This window comes from Micromonospora sp. NPDC048894 (assembly GCF_040649765.1).
Classification (GTDB): domain Bacteria; phylum Actinomycetota; class Actinomycetes; order Mycobacteriales; family Micromonosporaceae; genus Micromonospora; species Micromonospora antibiotica.
Genome location: NZ_JBEZFY010000009.1, coordinates 20,566 through 41,104, shown reverse-complemented (window position 1 = coordinate 41,104; position 20,539 = coordinate 20,566). Strand labels below are relative to the sequence as shown.

Below are 20,539 nucleotides of genomic sequence, written 5' to 3'. Positions count from 1 at the left end.
AGGTTAGAGACCGGAGGTGAACGGGTGGTACCCGGCGCGCAGCCGGTCAGGAGCAGATGCTGAAGTTCGCGTAGGTGTACGAGAGGAGTTGCCACTCCAGGTCGGGGCCGAGGCTCATGTCCCACCTGCCGTCGGCGCGGCGATCGAAGTAGATGAAGTTGGTGCCGGCACCGTCGTAGTAGAACCACGACTCGTAGACGCTGAGGCGGGTTGCCGCCTTGGCCAGGGTCCCGGAGCCGACCACGCCGTCGCTGCGTAGGCCCCGGTCGCTCTGCCACTTCGTCGTGGCGGCGGTCGTGACCGGCCCGAACCGACAGTCGATTCCGGAGCGGTCGAGATAGCCGTCGGCCCACAGGATCATCTGCCACATGGCGACGACGTTGCTGTGCGGGCGCGTCGAGGCGGAGACGGGGCCCTCATCCGCCCAGTCGTCCGCCCATGCCCCCGCACCCGCGACGTACCCCTGGCTGACGGAAGCCGACGCCGGCGCTGCGGAAATGGCGAGAGCGCCGAGCACGGCGACGACCACCGCCGTCGCGACGACCCTGATGCGCAGAAACATGGGTATCCCCCTCTGACTGCCGGACGGGCTCCGCTGGACACAGGCTTGACGATTTCTCGTCCGTTGTCAGGCAGCCTTCCGTCGTCAGGAAGGCGGGAAGCGGACAGCTGGCCCGGGGCCGGGTGGGGCGACCATCCTCGTATCCCCCGCTCCGCTCTGCCGGGGCGAGGCGTCGGGTCCGCAACCGGACGACAGCGCGGCCCAGTTAGGCGTCGGCGGTGAACGGACGGTCCCGGCCGCGCAACCGGGCCGGTAACGGCAGGTCGTCCCAGGGGACGCGGCGCAGCAGCCGGTCCAGCAGCAGCCCCAGCAGCAGCCCGGCCACCGAGTCGGTCAACCAGTGCCAGCCCAGGTAGGTGGTGGTGCACAGGACCACCAGCGGCGGCACCACCCGCACGGCGGTGACCAGTCGGGTGGGCATCCGCCGGCCCACCGTGCGCAGCAGTGGGACGAGCAGCAGGGCGAGCACGCCGTACCAGACGATCGCGTTGGCCACGTGCCCCGACGGGTACGACTGGGCGTAGCGGACCGGCAGGTCGTGCTGGAACAGCGGCAGGGTCTGCTCCGGTGACAGGAACGGTTCCTTGACGCTGGCGCTCGGGGCCGGGCGGGCCGTCCACACCTTGAGCGGCCCGATGGTCAGATTGGTGAGCGCGAAGGCGACCACGGGGGGCAGCATCGGGCGCACCGAGCGGAGCCGGACGGCCAGCAGCACCCCCAGGGCGGCGGCCAACAGCGTCAACGGGGTGCCCTGGCCGAGCAGGTTGAGCACCCGGGCCACCCAGTACGCGGCGGTCGGCCGGTGCGCGTCGGCCCAGTCGGCGACCGCCCGGTCGACACCGAACAGGTGGCCGGCGGCGAGCGCCCACGTCAGGCCGACCAGGGCGGTGAGCAGCAGCAGGTCGAACCACCAGCCGGCCGGGCGGACCGGCCGCAGCCGTACCCCGCCGCGTACCGTCGTGGTTCGCTCCCGCACGCGATCACGCTACCGGCCGACCACCGGGGCCGTGGTGGCAAGGGGCGTGGCCAGCCCCGCCGGGGCCCCGCGTGGGACGGTGGCGCGGCCCCGGCGGGTGGTGGTACGGCCCCCGGCGGGTGGTGGCGCGGCCCCGGTCGATGTGTGTCGAACCACGAAGGGAGGCGCACGCCGGGGAGCACCCGGCACACTTGTCCCCGTGCGGATCACCTCGGCCCTCGTCGACCCGGCGCTGCTCGACCTCCCCTGGTCGACCCCGCTGGAGCAGTGGCCTGCCCGGCACCTGGTGGCACTGCCGCAGGGCATCTCCCGGCACATCGTCCGGTTCGTCCGCCTCGGCGACTACGTGTACGCCGTCAAGGAGACCGGGGAGCGGGTCGCCGAACGCGAGTACGACCTGCTGCGGGCGCTGGAACGGATCGACTTCCCGTCGGTGGAGGCGATCGCGATCGTGGCCGACCGGCAGGCCGACGACGGCACCCCGCTGGACCCGGTGCTGATCACCAGGCACCTCCAGTTCTCGTTGCCCTACCGGGCGCTGTTCTCCCGCACGCTGCGCCCGGAGACGATGGGCCGGCTGCTCGACGCTCTCGCCGTGCTGCTGGTCCGGATGCACCTGACGGGCTTCTTCTGGGGCGACTGCTCGCTGTCCAACACCCTGTTCCGGCGGGACGCCGGGGCGTTCGCCGCCTACCTGGTCGACGCGGAGACCGGTGCGCTGCACCGCACGCTGTCCAACGGGCAGCGCGGTGAGGACCTGGAGATCGCCCGGGTCAACATCTTCGGTGAGGCGCTGGACCTCCAGGCCGCCGGGCTGCTGCACGAGTCGATCGACCCGGAGGTGGTGTGCGAGGAGGTCGTGCAGCGCTACGAGCGGCTCTGGCACGAGATCACCTACGAGCAGCAGGTCGAGCGGGAGGCCCGGCACGACATCGAGGGCCGGATCCGCCGCCTCAACGACCTGGGCTTCGACGTGGCCGAGGTGGCCCTGTCGACGGTCGACGACGGGCGTTACCTGGTCCGCCCGAAGGTCGTCGACGCCGGCTACCACACCCGGCGGCTGATCCGGCTCACCGGCCTCGACGCCGAGGAGAACCAGGCCCGTCGGCTCCTCAACGACCTGGACGCCTACCGGGTGGAGAGCGACCTCACCGACGAGCAGCAGGCGGCCCACCGCTGGCTGACCGAGGTCTTCGAGCCGGTCGTCCGGGCCGTCCCCGCGCACCTGCGGCACAAGCTGGAGCCGCAGGAGATCTTCGCGCAGATCATCGAACACAAGTGGCTGCTGTCCGAGCGGGCCCGCCGGGACGTGGGGATGGGCCCGGCGGTGCAGTCGTACCTGGCCGACGTGCTGGTGCACCGCCCCGACGAGCAGGCCGTCCTGGGCGTCGAGGTCCCCACCGCCTGACCCGTCCCGCGTTCCGGCCGGGGGACGGTACTGCGTCGACCGGATGACCGGCCGGCTGGCACCGCAACACCGGCTCCGTCAACACCTCCGCCGCCAACACCTCCGCCGGTCAGGATGTGTGTTGCGCGTCCTTTAGACCTGATGACGTAGACGACTCGGGTACCCGGTGCGGCGCGTTCGCCGCACCGGGTTCGATGCGTCGGTCCGCTGTCGTCGGCCTTCGGGCACCGGCGCCTTCGGGCACCGGCGCCTTCGGGCACCGGCGCCTTCGGGCACCGGCGTCTTCGGGTGCCCCGTGAACCGTTGACGTCATCAGCTCGAAAGGACGTGCACCGCACCCCCGGTGCTCGCCGGTCCGCACCTGTGAGCAGGTCGCCGGGGAGCCAGCGGGCCGCGTCACGGGGTGGCGGATGACCGGGGTCCCCGCCCAGGCCCGTCGCGTCGCCGTGTCGCACCAGCTGGGCGGGCGCGGCGGAGCGGTCAGTCGAGCCAGGTGCCGGCGCGCATCACCCGGACGACGTTCAGCTCGTCGTCGAGCACCACCAGGTCGGCGCGCAGACCCGCCTGGAGGGCACCGACCCGGTCGCCGAGGCCGATGGCGCGGGCCGGGGTGGTGGCGACCATGCGTACCGCGTCGGTGATCGGGATTCCGGCGGTGACGGCGTGCCGCAGCGCCGCGTCCATGGTGAGGGTGCTGCCGGCGATCGCCCCGTCGCGGGCCAGCCGGGCCACCCCGTCGGCCACGGCGACGGCCTGGCCGCCCAGCTCGTAGTCGCCGTCGGGCATGCCGGCGGCGGCCATCGCGTCGGTGATCAGCGCGACCCGTTCCGGGCCGGCCACGGCGGTGGCGAAGGTGAGCATCCCGTCGTGCAGGTGCACCCCGTCGGCGACCAGCTCACAGACCACGTTCGGGGCCTCCAGCAGGGCCACCACCGGGCCCGGTTCGCGGTGGTGCAGCGGGCGCATCCCGTTGAACAGGTGGGTTCCGACGCTCGCCCCGGCCGAGACGGCGGCCCGGGTCTGCTCCCAGGTGGCGTCGGTGTGGCCGACGGCGGCGACCACCCCGTGCGAGGTGAGCAGCTTGATGGCGTCCAGCGCGCCGGGGCGCTCCGGGGCCAGGGTGACCATACGGACCGTCCCCGCCCCCTCGGCGATGAGCTGCTCCAGCTCCTCGGTGGACGGGTCGCGGAGGAACTCCGGGTTCTGCGCGCCGCACCGGGCCGCCGACAGGTACGGGCCCTCGAAGTGGACGCCCGCCAGCACACCCTCGCCGACCAGCGGCGCGAAGGCGGCGGTCGCCGTGCGCATCAGGTCGAAGGGGGAGCTGACCAGGCTGGCCAGCAGGGTGGTGGTGCCGTGTCGCCTGTGGAACGCGGCGGCCTCCCGGGCGGCGTCGGCGTCACCGGTGGTGAAGGTGCGCCCGCCCCCGCCATGGGTGTGCATGTCCACGAAACCCGGCACGATCCAGTGCCCGTCGCGTTTGGCCGGGTACTCGGCGACCGCGGTGATCCGCTCGCCGTCCAGCTCCACGCACCCCTGTCGGACCACGCCGGTCGGGGTCACCACCTTTCCGGTCACCCGCTGGGTCATCGTCTCTCCAGAGTGTCGAGGGCGAGCAGGGCGGCACCGAGGCAGCCGGCCTCGTCGCCGAGGGCCGCCGCGACCAGGCGCGGCTCCCGATGGAAGGTCATCCGGTCGTGCAGGGCGGCGCGGAGCGGGCCGAGCAGTTGCTCGCCGGCCCGGGCCAGGCCGCCACCGATGACCATGGTGTCCACGTCGTAGAGGGCCTGCCCGGTGGCGAGCCCGTCGGCGAGCGCCTCGACGGCCTCCCGCCACACCCGCCCGGCCAGTTCCTCCCCGGCCGCCGCGCGCCCGGCCACGTCGGCCGCACTCGCCGCGCCCCGGGCCGGCATGGTGCCGGTCGGGACTGCCACGGGGTCGGTCGCGGGCGGGTCGGGGGGTGTACCGGCGGCCAGTTCGGCGTAGCGGCGGGCGATGGCCGAGGCGGACGAGACGGCCTCCAGACAGCCGGGCCGGCCGCAACCGCAGCGCGGGCCGTCGGGGCGTACCAGGATGTGGCCGATCTCGCCGGCCGCACCGTGTGCGCCGACGGCGGCCGACCCGGCGACCACGTGCGCGGCGGCGATGCCGGTGCCGATCGCGACGAAGAGCACGTGCCGGGCGTCCCGGCCGGCACCGAGCCGGGCCTCGGCGATCCCGCCCACCCGCACGTCGTGGCCGAGCGCCGCCGGCAGCCCGAGCCGTGCACCCACCAGCCTGCGCAGCGGTACGTCCCGGAAGCCGACGTTGGCCGACCAGACCGCCACCCCGGCGGCCTCGTCGACCACCCCGGGCACGGCGACGCCGCAGGCCACCGGGGTCGACCCGGCGGCGCGGGCCCGGTCGGCCAGCCCTTCGGCGACGGCCAGGACGGTCTGCACCACGGCGTCCGGGCCGCGCCCGGCGTCGGTCGGGTGCCGTTCGGCGTGCGCCACGCTGCCGTCCGGGCGGACCAGGGCGCACTTCATGCCGGTGCCGCCGACGTCCAACGCGACGACGATCCGGTCGTCGCCCGTCGACCCGTCGGTCATGCCAGCACCACTGAGCGGGTCAGGTGCCGGGGCGCGTCCGGGTCCAGCCCCCGGCTGGTCGCCAGGGCCACCGCGAAGCGTTGGGCGAGGATCAGGTCGGCCATCGGGTCGACCGGGGTCCGGCCGGCCGCCCAACTGCCCAGCACGGTGTGGCACCCGTGGTGCCGGCTGTGCACGAACGCCGCCCCGGTGGCCGCGACGTCCTCGGGCAGCCCGTCGGGCAGCTCACCGAAGGCCCAGACCAGCCGGCCGGGGCCGGCGATCGAGATGGGGCCGTGCCGGTAGTCCATCGCCGGGTACGCCTCGGCCCAGAACGTGGCCGCCTCGCGGCACTTCAGCGCGGCCTCCTGGGCCAGCCCGACCGTCCAGCCGCGACCGAGGAAGGTGGCCTGGTCGATGCGGGCCGGGTCGAGCGGCAGCGGGGCCCGCACGGCGACCTCGGCGTCGGCGGCCAGCGCCTCGACGTTGTCGCCGAGGTGGGCGCGCAGCAGCGCCAGGGCGCTGGTGGCGAACCGGGTCTGCACCACCGAACGTTCGTCGGCGAAGGGCATCGGCACGGCCGTGTCGGCCAGCGTGGCGGCGGGCGAGGCGGGGTCACCGACCAGGACGGTGGTGGGGGTCCGGTCGCGCAGCGCGGCGAGCAGGTCGAGGACCTCGGTGGTGGTGCCGGAGCGGGTGACCGCGATCAGCCGGTCGTAGTGGCGGTCGGCGGGGAACTCGCTGGCCTGGAAGGCGTCGGTCTCGCCGTGGCCGGCGCGCTCGCGTAGCCCGGCGTACGCCATGGCCATGAACCACGACGTGCCGCAACCGACGACGGCGACCCGCTCGCCGGGGCGGGGGAGGCTGGTGGCGACGGTGCCGGCCAGCCGGGCGGCCTCCCGCCAGCAGTCGGGCTGGCTGGCGATCTCCGCGTCGACGTACGCCATGGGGAACTCCTCGCACAGGGGAGGGAGGTGCGCAATACGGCTCATTACTACCGTCTTTCGCGCGTTATTCTGCGCGAAACGGGGTGCGCGTGGCAACCTGCCCCGGGACCGCGCAGAGGCGGGTTTTGCGCACCGGGAGTTTCGCGCACTACTGTGCACGCCATCGATCACCCTTCGTGCAGAGTCGGAGGCCCCCCGTGGACCGGTACGCCAGGTGGAACGCTCTGCTCGAAATGCTCACCGGCAGCGGGCGGGTCAGCGTCGAGGAGGCCGCCGAGCGGCTCGACGTCTCGCAGGCCACCATCCGACGCGACTTCGACCAGCTCGCCCAGCAGCAGATGATCACCCGGACCCGGGGTGGCGCGGTCGCCAACGGCGTCTCCTACGACCTGCCGCTGCGCTACAAGACGGCCAAGCACTCCGCCGAGAAGCAGCGGATCGGGGCCGCCGCCGCCGCGCTCGTCGCCCCGGGCACCGTGGTCGGCCTCAACGGCGGCACCACCAGCACCGAGGTGGCGCGCGCCCTGGCCGTCCGCCCCGACCTGAACACCAGCGCCGAGGGCGCCCAGCTCACCGTGGTCACCAACGCGCTGAACATCGCCAACGAGCTGCTGGTCCGCTCCCGGATGAAGGTGGTGGTCGCCGGGGGTGTGGTGCGGCCGAAGTCGTTCGAGCTGGTCGGGCCGCTGGGTGGGGCGTTGCTGCGCGAGGTCACCCTCGACGTCGCCCTGTTGGGCGTGGACGCGCTCGATCCGCAGCTGGGTGCCGCCGCCCACCACGAGGGGGAGGCGGCGATGAACAACCTGATGGTGGCGCGGGCCAAGCGGGTCGTGATCATCGCGGACTCGTCCAAGCTGGGCGGTCACGCGTTCGCCCGGATCTGCCCGGTGGAGCGGGTGGAGACCCTGGTGACCGACTCCGGGGCGGCCCCGGAACTGGTCGATGCGTTCCGCGCCGCCGGAGTGGCCGTCATCTGCGCCTGAGTGACACGTTGATGCACCGTCGGTAGTGAATTGCGCACCGATGCATACCGGGTATTGCCCTGGCGGGTATACCGAGTATGGTGACCGCTGTCATCAGCCACCATCGGGGGAGGCGCAGCTTGTCGGCTGTCCTGGAGATCGAAGGTCTACGTAAGACGTACAAGAGCCGTCGGCGCGGTGTCCGCAACGCGCTGGACGGTTTCGACATGCGGGTGGAGGCCGGTCAGGTACACGGCTTCCTCGGCCCCAACGGGTCGGGCAAGACCACCACCCTGCGCACCCTGCTCGGGCTGATCCAGCCCGACGGCGGGCGGATGGCCATCCTCGGCCACGAGGTGCCCGGCGCACTGCCCACCGTCGCCGGCCAGGTCGGCGCGATCGTGGAGAGCCCGCAGTTCTTCCCGCACTTCTCCGCCCGGGACACCCTGTCCCTGCTGGCCGGGGCCGGCGACGTCCCCGCCGTACGGGTCGACGAGGTGCTCGAACTGGTCGGGCTGCGGGACCGGGCCGGTGAGCGGGTCAAGACGTACTCGCTCGGCATGAAGCAGCGGCTCGCCGTCGCGTCCGCCCTACTCAAGAACCCCAAACTGCTGATCCTCGACGAGCCGGCCAACGGCCTCGACCCGGGCGGCATCCGGGAGATGCGCACCCTGATGCGCACCCTCGCCGAATCCGGGATGACCGTGGTGCTGTCCAGCCACATCCTCGGCGAGATCCAGCTCATCTGCGACGAGGTCACCATCATCTCGCTGGGCCGTCGGGTCGCCGCCGGTCCGGTGGAGCAGGTGCTGGCCCAACACTCGCACGGTGGCGTACGGGTACGCCTGGACGCCGCCGAGGACCTCGCCGCCGCCGCCGAACTGCTCGGCCGGGCCGGTGTCGCGGTCACCCGTCACCCCGACCACCTGATGCTGGCCGGCGTGGACAAGCCGGCCGCGGTCAGCCGGCTGCTCGCCGAACAACACCTGTACGTCAGCGAACTGGCCCCGGTCGCGGTGGACCTGGAGAGCGTCTTCCTGGAGATCACCGCCACCGCGCCGGTCCCCGGTCAGCACCGGCAGGTCGACCAGTCCGCCAAGATCGGCGAGCCCGGCCACGCCGGCGGCACCACGGGAGGGTGGGGCGCATGAGCCTGTACGTCACCGAACTGCGTCGGCTGGCCAAGCGCCGGCTCACCCGGGTCATGCTGGTCCTGCTCGTACTCGGCCTGACCGGCATCGTCACCGCCTTCGCCTTCTCCAGCCACAAGCTCTCGCCCGCGGTCATCGCCCAGGCGCAGGCAGAGTCGGACGCGAACTTCCGCGACGCCGTCAAGGAATGGGAACGCTCGATCGCCGACTGCGACGCGGCCAAGGCCCGGGGCGAGCAGACCGAGGACCGGTACGGCCCGAACTGCGGCCGGGACTGGAAGCCCACCCCGGAGATGTTCGACCCGAAGTGGAACCTGCCCTACCAGTTCGACTTCCGGGCCGAGTTCGGGGTCTTCATCGCCGTCTTCGCCGGGGCGGTGGCGCTGTTCGCCTTCCTGATCGGTGCCTCCTTCGTGGGGGCCGAGTGGAGCACCGGCGGGATGATGAACCTGCTGCTGTGGCGGCCGAAACGGCTCACCGTGCTCGGCACCAAACTGGCCGCCGTGCTCACCACCCTGACCGGGGTGACCGTGGTGCTCGGCGCGCTGTGGACCCTGGCCTTCTGGCTGATCGCCTCCAACCGGGGGACCACCGAGAAGGTCACCTCCGGGGTGTGGCAGTCCGCCGGGATCAGCGGTCTGCGGGCATGGGGGCTGATCCTCGCCGTCGGCGCGGTGGCCTTCGCGCTGGCCTCGCTGGGCCGGCACACCGCGATGGCGCTCGGCGTGGCCGTCGGCGTGGGAGTGGTCAGCGAGATCGGCATCCGGATCGCCATGACGATCGCCGGGGTCCGGTTCGGGGACCGCTGGGTGCTGTCCACCTATGCGCTCGCCTGGTTCGAAAAGAAGTGGACGCTGGTCGACTACCGCTCCTGCGAGCTCGTCCAGGGCGAGTGCACGCCGAAGGAAATGCTGGTGACCTGGCAGGACTCGGCCCTGGTGTTCGGCATCGGCACCGCCGTGGTGATGGTGGCCGCGTTCTGGATGATGCGTCGGCGCGACATCACCTGAGCCGGGTGCCGCCCGGTTCGGGCGGCATCCCGACGCGGCGGGCCCGTGTCGACCGACGGTCGACACGGGCCCGCCCGTCGTCTGCGGTGCCTCGCCCGTTGCGGGTGGAGCGTCACCCACCCTGGTTAAGCTGGGTTTACCCCGCCCAGCCGCCCACCCTGCCGAGGAGCGCCATGCCGCCCGCCGATGCCGTTCCCCGGTCCGACCCGTCACCGGAGCCGGTCGACACGCCGCCGCAGGTGCCCTCGCCGCGGTCGGCCCCGGCCGCCGAGCGGGCGTTGGCCCCGACGGCCGAACGGGCGTCGATCCCGGACTCCGAGCGGGCGTTGGCCCCGGCCGCTGAACGGGCGTTGGCCCCGACGGCCGAGCGGGCGTCGGCCCCGGCCGCCGAGCCGACTGGTGGGCAAGCGTCGGTTGACGGCGACGAGCCGGCCGGTGCCGTGCGTGCCGGTGCGCGACCGTCGGTCGATGTCGACGAGCTGTCCGAGCGGGAGCTGCGCATCCTCGCCTTCGAACTGCAGTGGTGGCGGCACGCTGGAGCGAAGGAGCAGGCCATCCGGGACACGTTCGGGCTCTCCGCCACTCGCTACTACCAGTTGCTCAACGGGCTGTTGGACCGCCCTGCCGCCCTGGTCGCCGAGCCGCTGCTGATCGGCCGCCTGCGTCGACTGCGCGCCTCCCGGGCCCGCAACCGACGTCGCTGAACCCCGGGACACCGATGGCCCATCGAGACGGCGTAACGCCCCACCGGCCGGCGGTCGGTCCCGTCGCCCCCCCGGGCCGCACGGCGGTCGGTCCCGCCACCCGGCCGCATGGTGGCCGGTCCCCGCTCCCGGGCCGCACGGGTCGGGGTCGCGCCTGCCGGGTCGCGCGGCGGTGTGACGCCGCTTCGTCGACCGGTGCGTGGAAGGGGTGTGGCGGACGCTCCTGACAGCGGAGCGTGAGGTGAGCTGCGCTGATGGGACGACCGGCCGAGACCTACGACCAGACCGACAGTCACCTCCCAAAGGGGTGGACGACAGCCGGCAGGGGCGGCAGACTGCGGCACGTGGTAGGCGCGGTACGACTGGAACCGGTCGACGAGACGAACCTGGAGTCGTTGCTATCCGTAGCGGCGGCCGAGGCCGAGCCGAGTGATGTCATGCCCCCGGTGGACGCCCCTGCCGGCTGGTCGCACGCTCGTCGGGAGGCGTTCCGGGAGTTCCACCGGGCCAGCTTCGGTGGCCTGGACGGGCCGACCCGCACCCTGATGTTCGCCGTGTGCGTCGGCGGCGAGGTGGTGGGCATGGTGCGGATGGCCCGCTGCGACACCCCCGGGGTGGCGGAGACCGGGATGTGGCTCGGCCGGTCGGCCCGGGGCCAGGGCCTCGGCGCGGCGGCCCTGCGGGAGTTGCTCAACGTCGCGGCGGCCGCTGGTATGCACTCGGTCGTCGCGGACACCACCCCGGACAACGGGGGAGCCATCGCGGTGCTGCGCAACTGCGGTGCGCAGCTGCGCGAGAGCGGTGGCAAGGTGTACGCGGAGATCTCGCTCGACGCGACCCCGCCCGCCGCCGGCTGACCCGCTTCCGTCGGGAGCACCATCGGCGCGGGCAGCGGAGCGCTGGTCGCGGGCGAACGCGACGCGGCCGGTGTGTCACACCGGGCGACGACGGAGCGCTTCGATTGCGGCCCGTGGTCTTTGTGGCATACGGAATGCGTCAGCCGAAGCGCCGGAGGGGCGGTGCGGTGAAGCGGCGGTGCGGTGAAGCGGCGGTGCGGTGAAGCGGCGGTGCGGTGAAGCGGCGGTGCGGTGAAGCGGCGGTGCGGCCTGCACGACACCCATGCTTCCACGATCAGTGATATGCCAGGCTGGCATACTTATGCCGCTCAGGCATACCGCTCATTGCAGGATCTACTTGTCCGCGGCGACACGCCCGAACGGGTGGCCCAGACACCCAAGCCGCCAGGCATCACCCGGTCGGCCAGGCCGGCGGCCGGCTGTCCAGCCCGGAGGTCTGCACCTTCCCGCCCGCAGGCCCCGGCCCGGTTCACCGTGCGAAGTCCGCCGGCCTGGTCCACCGTGCGAAGTCCGCCGGCCCGGTTCACCGTGCGAAGTCCGCCGGCCCGGCTCACCGCCCGCAGGCCCCCGGCCTGGCCCACCGTACGAAGTCCGCCGGCCCACCACGCCAAGCCCGCCGACCCGGAGCAGGCCCTGTTCAGCCCGCGTGTTTGTCGGCGTAGGCGGCGAGCCAGGCGACCTGCGCCGGGTCCAGGGAGGGGCGGACCCGGTCGCGGGCGGTGGCCACGTGCGCGGCGGTGACCGTGGCGGCGGACAGCGACTCCCGCATCGCGGCCAGCGCCGCCTCCCGCACCAGCGCCGCACAGTCCGCCGCCGAGAATCCGGTCAGCTCCTCGCCGAGCGTCGCCAGGTCCACGTCCTCGGCGAGTGGCACGGCGCGGGACGCGGCCCGGAGGATCTCCGCGCGGGCCGGGCCGTCCGGCGGCGGCACGTACACCAGCCGCTCCAGCCGGCCGGGGCGCAGCAGGGCCGGGTCGACCAGGTCCGGCCGGTTGGTCGCCCCGATCACCACCACGTTGCGTAGCGCCTCCACCCCGTCCAACTCGGTCAGCAAGGCGGCGACCACCCGGTCGGTCGTACCGCCGTCGGTGGCCTGGCCGCGCACCGGGGCCAGCGCGTCCATCTCGTCGAGGAACACCAGCGTCGGCGCGGCCTCGCGGGCCCGGCGGAACAGCTCCCGGACCGCCCGCTCGCTCTCCCCGACCCACTTGGAGAGCAACTCGGCGCCCTTCACCGACAACACGTTCGCCCGGCCGGTCCCGGCCAGGGCGGTCACCAGGTAGGTCTTGCCGCACCCGGGTGGCCCGTAGAGCAGCACCCCCCGGGGTGGTTGCACCCCCAACCGGGCGAAGGTGTCCGGGTAGGTCAACGGCCAGAGCACCGACTCGGTGAGGGTCTGCTTCACCTCACCGAGGCCGCCGACGTCGTCGAGGGTGACCGTGGCCAGTTCCAGCGTGGACGCCGCCATGGTGGTCGGTCGGACCACCTCCAGCGCCGCCGAGAAGTCCGCCATCGCCACCGTCGGTGTCTCGGCGGTCTTCTGCCGCAGCGCCGCCCGCACCCCGGCCTCCCGGACCAGCGCGGCCAGGTCGGCGGCGACGAACCCGGGGGTACGCCCGGCCACCTCGTCGAGCCGGACGTCCTCGGCCAGCGGCACCTGCCGGGTCAGTACGGTCAACTGCTCCCGGCGCAACGCCGGGTCGGGCAACGGCACCGTGATCCGCAGCGACAGCAGGTCGGGCGCGCGTAACCCCGGGTCGACCGACTCCGGGCGGGACGTGGTGCACACCACCGCCGTACCGGATCGGACGGCCCCGGCGAGCACCTGCCGGAACACGGTGGCCAACGGGCCGGCGTCCTCCGCCGGGGCCAGCGCCTCGACGTCGGTGACCAGCAACACGGCCGGCCCGCCGTCTGCCAGGTCGGCGACGGTCTCGCGCAACCGGCGGGCCGCCGCGTCGTTGGTCAGCGCGGCGAGTTCCGGGGCCCACAGCGGGCGGACCCGGGCCCCGACCGTCCTGGCCACCGCCCGGACCAGCGCCGACTTGCCCGATCCGGCCGGCCCGCTGAGCAGCACACCGAGCGAGACCGTGGTGCCCAGCCGGCCCAGCACCTCACCGTGGTGGAAACCCAGGTCCAGCAGTTCGGTCAGTTCCTCGGCCTGGGCGCGTAACCCGGGCAGCTCGTCCACGTGTGGCACGTCGTCGTCCGCCGCCTCGGTGACGGTGCCGGCCGTCGGCCCACCGGCCGTCGGACCGGTCGGGGTCCCCGCCGCCGAAACGGAGGTCTCCGCCGCCGAAGTGTCGGTGGTCCGGCCGCCGGGCCGGGGACGGTCGGCACCTGCGGTGGTATCCCGGTGCGGTCGGGCCGGGCCGGAGGAGCCGTGCGTGACGTGGCCGTGTTCCCAGCCGACCACGGTGTCCATGGTCACCAGGGCGCCGGTCTCCGGTTCGGCGGCGACCACGGTCAGCAGGGTGCTCGTCCAGGCGTACCCGACGGTGTTGGCGAGGCTACGCCGGGCGGCCTCGACCAGGCCGCGCACCGAGGCGTCGGGGAGGACGTCCTGGGGCAGCAGGGAGACGTTGTCACCTTCGGTGACGACCTTGCCGAGCAGGGCGAGTCGCAGCATCTCCGGGGACACCGCGGCGACCACCGCCACCGGGCCGGCCAGGGTCACCCGCCGGGCCGGGGTGACCAGGGCGGGCGCGACCGTCACCTGGCCGCCGTCGCGCAGCCCCAGGTTGCCCAGGGTGAGATCGTCGGCGTAGAGCAGGGCGGCGCTCGTGGTCGGTTCGGCGGGCGCGACGATCCCGGCGGTCACCCGCCTGCCGGCCAGCCGTACCGGGTCACCCGGGCGCAGCGCCAGAGCGGTCAGCACCTCCGGGTGCAGCCGGACGATGCCGCGTCGGGCGTCCAGCGCGGCCGGGCGCAGGCTGGCGGTCAGGGTCAGGTCCGGTTCGGGCATCGCCCGACAGTAGCCGCCCGCCGCAGCGGACGGTCCGCTGGTCAGCCGTCGTGGTCGAGCAACGTCGGGTCGCGACGGATCAGCTCGGCCAGCCGGGCCGCCGGGTCGACACCGGGCATCTCCCGGGCCGGCGTCCAGGCCGGTGGGGTCCGCTCCGCCAGCGGCCAGGCAGGCGGTGGGGTGTTCCGGGGGTCGCTGCCGCCCCGTACCCCGGGCTCCGCCCGCTCGTTGCGGGCACCGGGCTCGGTCCGTTCGATCCGCAGCGGGTACGTCCGCCCGGCGTACTCGACCCGCAGCGCCACGGTCAGCCCGGGGTGGGCGGCGACCACCCGACGTACCGCCTCGGCCACCTCCTCGACCGGGTCGGACCCGCCGGCGGCGGGCTCCCCCGGCCCGGTCCAACCGGGCCCGGCCCGGACCAGTTCCGCCGGCGCGGCACCGGGGCGCCCCGGACCGGCAGGTGCCACCGGGTGCGCTGGTCCGGTCGGTGCCGTCGCCGGGTGCACCGGTTCCGTCGTGGCCCGGCCGGTGGTCGTGAAGGCCAGGGTCGACCCGCCGTCGTCGGCCTCCGCGCCCTGGTCGGCCGACCGGCGACGGCGGGCCTCCTCACGGCGTGCCAGCCGGGCCAGTGTCTCGTCCAGACCACCTCTCATGACGTCCCCCTCTCCCGTGGAAACGGCCCCGAGCGCCGATTCGTTCAGACGCCCTTCTCCCGCACCGCCCGGTCCAGTGCCCGGTCCAGGACGACCAGCAGGGCGTCCCGCACCGAGAGCCGGTCCCTGGCGTCGAACTGCACCAGCGGTACGTGGTCACCGATCGCCAGCGCCCACCGGATCGCGCCCAGCTCGTGCGTCAGCCGACCGTCGAAGGTGTTCACCCCGACCACGAAGGGCAGGCCGGCCCGCTCGAAGAAGTCGATCGCCGGGTAGCAGTCGTCCAGCCGGGAGCTGTCCACCACCACCAGCGCGCCGAGCGCCCCCCGGGCCAGGTCGTCCCACATGAAGCCGAACCGGTCCTGGCCCGGTGTGCCGAACAGGTAGAGCTTCAGGCTCCGGTCGATGGTCACGCAGCCGAAGTCCATCGCCACCGTGGTGGTGGTCTTCGTGCTGCGGGTCCCCGGATCGTCCACGCCGATGCCGGCGCTGGTCATCTCGGCCTCGGTGGTGAGCGGGGCGATCTCGGAGATCGCGCCGACCGTGGTCGTCTTGCCCACCCCGAAACCGCCGGCGATCAGGAGCTTGACCGGGATCGGTGGGGCGACGGCCGGCCCGGTCCCGGTACGGGTGTCCGGCGCGGGCACGGTCGCCGCCGCCGGTCGGTACGCCGGTGGCGGCGACGGGTGCGGCGGTGCCGTCGGGGGGCCGCCCACCGGCTGCCCGTAGCGGGCGGAGGCACTGTTCGCGGCGAGCCCGCCGAGCGGGGCGACCGGCCATTCAGGAGATCGCACGGAGTCCATCAATCACTCGCAGGATGAGGTCGGGGTCAAATGCGTCGTCGACGGCGCCGACGTGCACGTCGAGGTGGCCGGCGGCCCGCAGGTCACCGACCAGCACCCGGGTCACGCCGAGCTGTAGCCGCATCCGGGCGGAGATCTCGGCCACCGAGATCGGTTCAGCGCACAGGGCGACGATCGCCTGTAGCTCGGGGGCGAGCAGGGCCGACAGCAGCGCCGCCCGGGCCGGCTCGGACCGGGCGGTGACCTGGGTCTCCAGGCCGATGGCCGGGTCCGCGCCGGCCACCCGTCCAGCGGTCAGTACGAACGGGCGGGGGCTGGCCGGTCGGTCGGTCTGCGGTTCGGGGGCGGGGACCGGTGTCGCTGTCCCGTCCCCCGTCGGGGCGCGCAGGTAGGGGCGGACCCGGACCGACGGTTCGGGTTCCGGTTCCGCACCGGCGGCGTCCCGGGTCATTGCTGAACGGCGTTCTTCAGCTCGGCGATGAGTCTCGGTGTCAGTGCCCCGCCGGCCCGGCCGGCGAAGAGCGTCATCTCGTACGCGACGGTGCCCAGGTTGGCCGACCGGTCGGCGATCACGCCGAGTACCGAGCCGCTGCTGATCGCGGTGATCAGCAGGTAACCGTCGGCCATGTCCACGATCACCCGGTTGAGCCCGCCGAGGGCGTACCAGCTGGCGGCACCGCCGGCCAGGCTGGTCATGCCGGAGACGACGGCCGCGAGGCGTTCCGCGTTGGACCGGTCCTTGATCGACGACATGGCCATCAGCAGCCCGTCGGAGGAGACCGCGATGGCCTCCAGGACACCGGCGGTGCTGGAGGTGAACGAGTCCAACAGCCAGTTGAAGGTGCGCGCCTCCGCGCTGAGATCCCCGGCCGGGTGGTTCTGGTAGTCGACGTTCTCGTGTACGTGCGGGCTGGTCACCGTGTCGTTCCTTCTTCAGTGCGGTGGTCGGGACGGACTTCGCGTAGAGCCCGGGCGACGCCCGTCTCGAACGCGTTGATGAGATCGCGGACCTCGCCGGGATCTCCCGGATGCTGGCTGGGCGGTTGCCGAGGGGGTGAGACGGCCAGGTTGGCGCCCGGTACCCGTCGGGTCAGGCGGGGTGTCGCCGGCTCGGCTGGGGGTGCGGCGGCGGGCCTTGCCTGTTCGGCCCGCTGCACCCCGGACTGGAACTGCTCGACCAGGGCGCGGGCGGCGGCCGGGTCGGCCCGGGTGCCGTCCACCGGGCCGACGACGGGGGCGGTGTGCGGCAGGCTGGCCCCGGGAACCCGCTGCCGGATCCCGGGCGGCGGGGCGGGCCGGTCCGTGGGGAGCGGGGTGGCCTGCGCGACCGTGGGGAGCATGGTGGCCTGCGGGACCGTCGTACGGGGCTGGGCGTCTGCCGGGGTCACCGTGGCGGTGCCCCGGACCGGCGGGGCCGCCCCGGCGACGACCGGGTCGGTGTCGGCGGGCGCGGCCGGTTGCGGGTCGGCCGGCACGGTGCCGAACGCGTCCCAGGGGCCGGCGGATTCCATGCTGCGGGTCGCCTTGCTGAGCAGCGTCGGATCGAATCCGGGCAATGCCGTGGGGTCGACCAGTGGCCAGGTCGGCCCCGCCTCCACCAGCGGCCGGCTCGGCGCCGCGTCGACGGGTGGCCGGGTCGGCTCCGCGTCGATCACGGGCCAGGCGGGGGGTGGGGTCGGCGCCGCGTCGACGGGTGGCCGGGTCGGCTCCGCGTCGAGCACGGCCGGTGTCCGGCCGGTCCGGGCCGGTCCGTCGACACCGGGCGCGGCGGTGGTCCCGGCCCGGTCCCGCGACGGGAGTACGGCGGGGCCGGCCGTGGTGGGCCGGTCCCGGGAGGACAGGGCGGCGCGGGCGACGGGTTGCCCGTGACGCCCGGTGGTGGCGCGCACCAGGGCGGAACCGGGGAGCACCAGGCTGGCGGTCACCCCACCACCGGCGGTCGGGGTGAGTTCCACCGCCCAGCCGTGCCGGCGGGCCAGCCGACCCACCACGAAGAGCCCGAGCACCTCGGACGGGGCCAGGTCCAGCCGTTCCCGGCGGGTGAACCTGGCGTTCTCCTCGGCCAGCCGCTGCTCGCTCATGCCGATGCCCTGGTCGATCACGGCCAACCGGGCACCGTCGTCGGTCGGTTCGGCGGTGACCACGACCCGGGTGTGCGGCGGGGAGAACACGGTGGCGTTCTCCATCAGCTCGGCCAGGGCCAGCACCAGGTCGCCGATGATCGCCGGTACGGCGACCACCTCCGGGGGGACCCGCACGTCCACCCGGGTGTAGTCCTCGATCTCACCGAGCGCCAACCGGACCACGTCGGCCACCGGGACCGGTGCGACGTGTGCGTCGTCGCCCGCCGCGCCGGAGAGCACCACCAGGCTGCCCGCGTTACGGCGCAGCCGGCTGGAGATGTGGTCGAGCCGGTACAGGTGCTCCAGCCGGCCCGGCTCGGTCTCCTGCTGCTCCAGTCGGTCGATCAGGGCGATCTGCCGGCCGACCAGGTTCTGGGTACGTCGGCCGACGTGACCGAACATCTGGGCCACGTTGCGTCGGCTCGCCACCTGCCGTTCCACCAGCCGGGCGGCGGTGTTCTGCACCCGTTCGAAGGCGCGGGCCAGGTCGCCGATCTCGTCGCGGGCACCCACGTCGACCGGGTCGAGGCGGACCGGTGGGACGGTCTCCGACTCGTCGTCGGCGACCCGGACCAGCTCGGACTCGGCGACCCGGGCGACCCGGTCGGCGGAGCGGGTGAGCCGGGTGAGCGGCCGGGCCACCGCCCGGCCGACCGCGATGGTGAGCAGGATGACCGCGATCAGGACCAGGACGATCAGCAGGGTCACCCAGTACGCCCCGGCGAGCGCCACCTGCCGGTCGGCGCGCACCTCGGCGGTGACGTCGGCGGCCAGTTTCTTCTCCACGAACTGGCCCAGGGTGATCATCGAGGAGACGGTGGGGAAGAGGGTCGCCACGTCCAGCGAGCCGATCGCCGTGGCCGGGTCCAGGGCGCTCTGGTTGATGAAGTTCGGGCCGGTGCGGTTGGCGACCGCCACTTCCTCCAGGGTGAGCAGGTCGAGCTGCTCGGGGGTGACCAGGGCCTGGAGCCGGGCGCTCTCGTCGGAGAGGACGGCGAAGTTCGCCACGTAGGCGGTGACGGTCTGGGCGCTGGGCCGGGCGGCGACCAGCACGATCAGGGTGGCGCCGGCGCTGAGGCTCTCACCGGTGCGCAGCAGGCCGTCCAGGGCCAGCACCTGCCGCCCGGTCGGGGTGCGGGTGTCCGCGTTGAGGCGGAGCTGAAGTGAGTTGATCAGGGCGGTGTTCACCGGCCCGTATCCGGCCATGAGCTGGTCCGGGCCGGTCTGCCCGGCCACCGCCGCCGTCCGCAGGGCGGCCAGTTGGCGTACCCCGTCCAGGGCGGTGTCGACCTCTGCCGGCAGGGCGTCGCCGAACTCGGCGCGCAGGTCGGCGATCCGGTCGTCCACCTCGGCGACCTTCTGCACCAGGTCGGTGCGCTCGACCTGCTTGAGCAGCAGGCCGATGGCGAGCAGGCGTTCCTGCTGGAGGTGTTGGAGGATCGTGCCGACCCGGCTGGCGATCCGGACCCGGTCGGCGAGGTCGCCGGCCCGCTGCGCCACGGTGGCCCGGTCCCAGACCACCGGCACGGTGAGCCCGACCATGCAGAGCAGGGGGACCATCAGCAGTAGGGCCAGCTTGCCCCGGATCCGGAGCCTACCGAGCAGCATCGAAGGGCCTCCACCGGTCGGGTTCGGAGCTCTGGCCCACCGGCTGGAGCACCGGCACCGGTCCGGCCGGTGGCCGACCGGACCGCGTCGGCGGCTCCCACCGGGTGGCGGCGGTGGTTTCGGCCGGGTCGCCGGGTGCGGCGTCCCGGCCGGGCGGGGTGCCGGTGCGGCGCGGCAGCCAACCGCTCGCGCCGAGCGCCGCCAGGAGCAGCACGGCCACCCCGCCGGCGGCGAGGATCAGCAGGGCGTCGCGGTCGAGCTGGTCGATGCGCTGGCGGAGGAGCCGGTCCAGTTCGTCGAGGATGACCGGCTGGAGTTCCCGGGCGGCGGTCTGCGCCTGGCTCCGGGCAGCGGTGAGTTTCGTCAGGTCGACCGCTTGCGTACGGTTGTCTGGCTGGGACAGCGCCGCCAACGCCTCGACCGCCCGCTGGTAGTTGTCGAACGGGGTGAGCACGTCCGCGCCGATGCCGGCGCTCTCCGAGGTCTCCACCACCGTCTGGAGGTCGTCGACCAGGTCGCCCGCCGGTTGCAGGGCGGCGAACCGGAGGGTCGCCAGTTGGCCCAGGGAACGGGCCTGTTCGGCGGCGGGTCGTCGTGGCATCAGCACGGCCAGGTCGACGAGCCGGCCGGCGGCGACCACGGCCTCCGGCATCTCCTCGCCGACGCCGTCCTGGAGGAAGTACGAGTCGGAGCCGGGGTCCCGGATCAGGCCGGAGGTCTCCCGGATCTTGCCGTGCAGGGCCAACAGCAGATCGGTGACCTCGCCGTACGCGGTGAAGGCGACCTCCGGGTCGGTGAGTGACCGGCTCGGCAGTCCCTCCAGTTTGGCCCGCAGCCCGGCCCACCGCTCGGTGCTGCGCAGCTCGCCGCCGATGCGGGTGTCGACCGCTGCGGCCGCCTCCACCGCCCGGTCCAGGGCGTCGCGGGGCACCGAACGGCCGGCGACGGCGGCGGTCTGCACGTTCACCAGCGCCTCGGTGACCGGGCCGAGGACGCGCAGGTACTCGACGCCGAGGCGTTCCCGTTCGGCCAGCTCCCGGTCGGCGTCCACCAACTGGTGACCCCGTACGACGAGGAACGCCACCGGCAGCAGCAGCGCGGTGGCGAGTAGCAACGGCAACAGGCGGCCCGGTGTCCTGGGCCGTCGACGGACCCGCGAGGCGGGAACGGTCATGGTGGTCTCCTCCGGCGGCGGCGCAGGGGGTCGGGGATGGCGTGGAACTTCGGTCCCGTGCGTCGG

The 20,539-nt window shown here is 73.8% G+C and carries 18 protein-coding genes; 6 read left to right on the top strand and 12 right to left on the bottom strand.

The window, feature by feature from the left end; all coding sequences use genetic code 11:
• Window positions 1-46 precede the first annotated feature (46 nt).
• Window positions 47-562, bottom strand: coding sequence for a peptidoglycan-binding domain-containing protein (locus AB0C22_RS20330; RefSeq protein ID WP_357536399.1), 516 nt, complete (start codon window positions 560-562; stop codon window positions 47-49).
• A 205-nt stretch (window positions 563-767) separates the two neighbouring features.
• Window positions 768-1,538: a phosphatase PAP2 family protein gene (locus tag AB0C22_RS20325; protein WP_219464990.1), complete on the bottom strand. Its 771-nt coding sequence runs from the start codon at window positions 1,536-1,538 to the stop codon at window positions 768-770.
• A 199-nt stretch (window positions 1,539-1,737) separates the two neighbouring features.
• Here AB0C22_RS20325 and AB0C22_RS20320 point away from each other — a divergent pair, with 199 nt between their 5' ends.
• Entirely contained in the window at window positions 1,738-2,946 is a 1,209-nt protein-coding gene (locus tag AB0C22_RS20320; RefSeq protein WP_219464989.1) for a DUF4032 domain-containing protein, read from the top strand.
• A gap of 480 nt (window positions 2,947-3,426) precedes the next feature.
• Here the strand turns inward: AB0C22_RS20320 and nagA are convergent, their stop codons facing one another.
• The 3 genes from nagA to AB0C22_RS20305 are packed head-to-tail and all read right to left on the bottom strand — an operon-like array spanning window position 3,427 to window position 6,463.
• Window positions 3,427-4,536: an N-acetylglucosamine-6-phosphate deacetylase gene (gene nagA, locus AB0C22_RS20315; protein ID WP_219464988.1), complete on the bottom strand. Its 1,110-nt coding sequence runs from the start codon at window positions 4,534-4,536 to the stop codon at window positions 3,427-3,429.
• Entirely contained in the window at window positions 4,533-5,537 is a 1,005-nt protein-coding gene (locus tag AB0C22_RS20310; RefSeq protein WP_357536396.1) for an ROK family protein, read from the bottom strand. The genes nagA and AB0C22_RS20310 overlap by 4 nt, the downstream gene beginning before the upstream one ends.
• Complete coding sequence (locus AB0C22_RS20305; protein ID WP_219464984.1) at window positions 5,534-6,463, bottom strand: sugar isomerase; 930 nt, start codon at window positions 6,461-6,463, stop codon at window positions 5,534-5,536. Before AB0C22_RS20305 ends, AB0C22_RS20310 begins: the two co-directional genes overlap by 4 nt.
• Before the next feature lie 197 nt (window positions 6,464-6,660).
• Here AB0C22_RS20305 and AB0C22_RS20300 point away from each other — a divergent pair, with 197 nt between their 5' ends.
• The 5 genes from AB0C22_RS20300 to AB0C22_RS20280 all read left to right on the top strand — a co-directional run bounded on the left by AB0C22_RS20300 (window position 6,661) and on the right by AB0C22_RS20280 (window position 11,147).
• Window positions 6,661-7,446 (top strand): DeoR/GlpR family DNA-binding transcription regulator, encoded by a 786-nt coding sequence (locus tag AB0C22_RS20300; RefSeq protein ID WP_357536394.1) that lies wholly within the window; start codon window positions 6,661-6,663, stop codon window positions 7,444-7,446.
• Between the two features lie 119 nt (window positions 7,447-7,565).
• A complete protein-coding gene (locus AB0C22_RS20295) occupies window positions 7,566-8,576 on the top strand; it encodes an ATP-binding cassette domain-containing protein (RefSeq protein ID WP_255597767.1) in 1,011 nt (336 codons plus the stop codon).
• Window positions 8,573-9,586 (top strand): ABC transporter permease, encoded by a 1,014-nt coding sequence (locus tag AB0C22_RS20290; RefSeq protein ID WP_357536391.1) that lies wholly within the window; start codon window positions 8,573-8,575, stop codon window positions 9,584-9,586. The genes AB0C22_RS20295 and AB0C22_RS20290 overlap by 4 nt, the downstream gene beginning before the upstream one ends.
• A 173-nt stretch (window positions 9,587-9,759) precedes the next feature.
• Window positions 9,760-10,290: a DUF3263 domain-containing protein gene (locus tag AB0C22_RS20285; protein WP_357536389.1), complete on the top strand. Its 531-nt coding sequence runs from the start codon at window positions 9,760-9,762 to the stop codon at window positions 10,288-10,290.
• A 344-nt stretch (window positions 10,291-10,634) separates the two neighbouring features.
• Window positions 10,635-11,147 carry a GNAT family N-acetyltransferase gene (locus AB0C22_RS20280; protein WP_208567931.1) on the top strand — a complete coding sequence of 171 codons (513 nt, stop codon included), beginning with the start codon at window positions 10,635-10,637 and terminating at the stop codon, window positions 11,145-11,147.
• 637 nt (window positions 11,148-11,784) lie between these two features.
• Here the strand turns inward: AB0C22_RS20280 and AB0C22_RS20275 are convergent.
• Genes AB0C22_RS20275 through AB0C22_RS20245 form a run of 7 tightly spaced genes read right to left on the bottom strand, consistent with a single transcriptional unit; the run spans window position 11,785 to window position 20,473 of the window.
• Window positions 11,785-14,112 (bottom strand): AAA family ATPase, encoded by a 2,328-nt coding sequence (locus AB0C22_RS20275; protein WP_357536387.1) that lies wholly within the window; start codon window positions 14,110-14,112, stop codon window positions 11,785-11,787.
• A gap of 41 nt (window positions 14,113-14,153) precedes the next feature.
• A complete protein-coding gene (locus tag AB0C22_RS20270) occupies window positions 14,154-14,765 on the bottom strand; it encodes a hypothetical protein (RefSeq protein ID WP_357536385.1) in 612 nt (203 codons plus the stop codon).
• Between the two features lie 44 nt (window positions 14,766-14,809).
• Window positions 14,810-15,568, bottom strand: a complete 759-nt coding sequence (locus AB0C22_RS20265; protein ID WP_357536383.1) for an ATP/GTP-binding protein — start codon at window positions 15,566-15,568, stop codon at window positions 14,810-14,812.
• The gene (locus AB0C22_RS20260) at window positions 15,546-16,019 is read right to left on the bottom strand and encodes a DUF742 domain-containing protein (protein WP_208567834.1); all 474 of its coding nucleotides are present in this window, start codon (window positions 16,017-16,019) and stop codon (window positions 15,546-15,548) included. The genes AB0C22_RS20265 and AB0C22_RS20260 overlap by 23 nt, the downstream gene beginning before the upstream one ends.
• Window positions 16,016-16,486, bottom strand: a complete 471-nt coding sequence (locus AB0C22_RS20255) for a roadblock/LC7 domain-containing protein (RefSeq protein WP_208567835.1) — start codon at window positions 16,484-16,486, stop codon at window positions 16,016-16,018. Before AB0C22_RS20255 ends, AB0C22_RS20260 begins: the two co-directional genes overlap by 4 nt.
• Window positions 16,483-19,299, bottom strand: coding sequence for a nitrate- and nitrite sensing domain-containing protein (locus AB0C22_RS20250; RefSeq protein WP_357536381.1), 2,817 nt, complete (start codon window positions 19,297-19,299; stop codon window positions 16,483-16,485). The genes AB0C22_RS20255 and AB0C22_RS20250 overlap by 4 nt, the downstream gene beginning before the upstream one ends.
• Complete coding sequence (locus tag AB0C22_RS20245; RefSeq protein ID WP_357536379.1) at window positions 19,286-20,473, bottom strand: hypothetical protein; 1,188 nt, start codon at window positions 20,471-20,473, stop codon at window positions 19,286-19,288. The genes AB0C22_RS20250 and AB0C22_RS20245 overlap by 14 nt, the downstream gene beginning before the upstream one ends.
• Between the last annotated feature and the right edge of the window lie 66 nt (window positions 20,474-20,539).

What these genes read in the sequence shown, in the direction of transcription:
- AB0C22_RS20310 (WP_357536396.1), bottom strand. Translation starts at nt 5,537, where the DNA reads ATGACCGACGGGTCGACGGGCGACGACCGGATCGTCGTCGCGTTGGAC.
- AB0C22_RS20250 (WP_357536381.1), bottom strand. Translation starts at nt 19,299, where the DNA reads ATGCTGCTCGGTAGGCTCCGGATCCGGGGCAAGCTGGCCCTACTGCTG.
- AB0C22_RS20260 (WP_208567834.1), bottom strand. Translation starts at nt 16,019, where the DNA reads ATGACCCGGGACGCCGCCGGTGCGGAACCGGAACCCGAACCGTCGGTC.
- AB0C22_RS20275 (WP_357536387.1), bottom strand. Translation starts at nt 14,112, where the DNA reads ATGCCCGAACCGGACCTGACCCTGACCGCCAGCCTGCGCCCGGCCGCG.
- nagA (WP_219464988.1), bottom strand. Translation starts at nt 4,536, where the DNA reads ATGACCCAGCGGGTGACCGGAAAGGTGGTGACCCCGACCGGCGTGGTC.
- AB0C22_RS20245 (WP_357536379.1), bottom strand. Translation starts at nt 20,473, where the DNA reads ATGACCGTTCCCGCCTCGCGGGTCCGTCGACGGCCCAGGACACCGGGC.
- AB0C22_RS20285 (WP_357536389.1), top strand. Translation starts at nt 9,760, where the DNA reads ATGCCGCCCGCCGATGCCGTTCCCCGGTCCGACCCGTCACCGGAGCCG.
- AB0C22_RS20265 (WP_357536383.1), bottom strand. Translation starts at nt 15,568, where the DNA reads ATGGACTCCGTGCGATCTCCTGAATGGCCGGTCGCCCCGCTCGGCGGG.
- AB0C22_RS20305 (WP_219464984.1), bottom strand. Translation starts at nt 6,463, where the DNA reads ATGGCGTACGTCGACGCGGAGATCGCCAGCCAGCCCGACTGCTGGCGG.
- AB0C22_RS20270 (WP_357536385.1), bottom strand. Translation starts at nt 14,765, where the DNA reads ATGAGAGGTGGTCTGGACGAGACACTGGCCCGGCTGGCACGCCGTGAG.
- AB0C22_RS20330 (WP_357536399.1), bottom strand. Translation starts at nt 562, where the DNA reads ATGTTTCTGCGCATCAGGGTCGTCGCGACGGCGGTGGTCGTCGCCGTG.
- AB0C22_RS20290 (WP_357536391.1), top strand. Translation starts at nt 8,573, where the DNA reads ATGAGCCTGTACGTCACCGAACTGCGTCGGCTGGCCAAGCGCCGGCTC.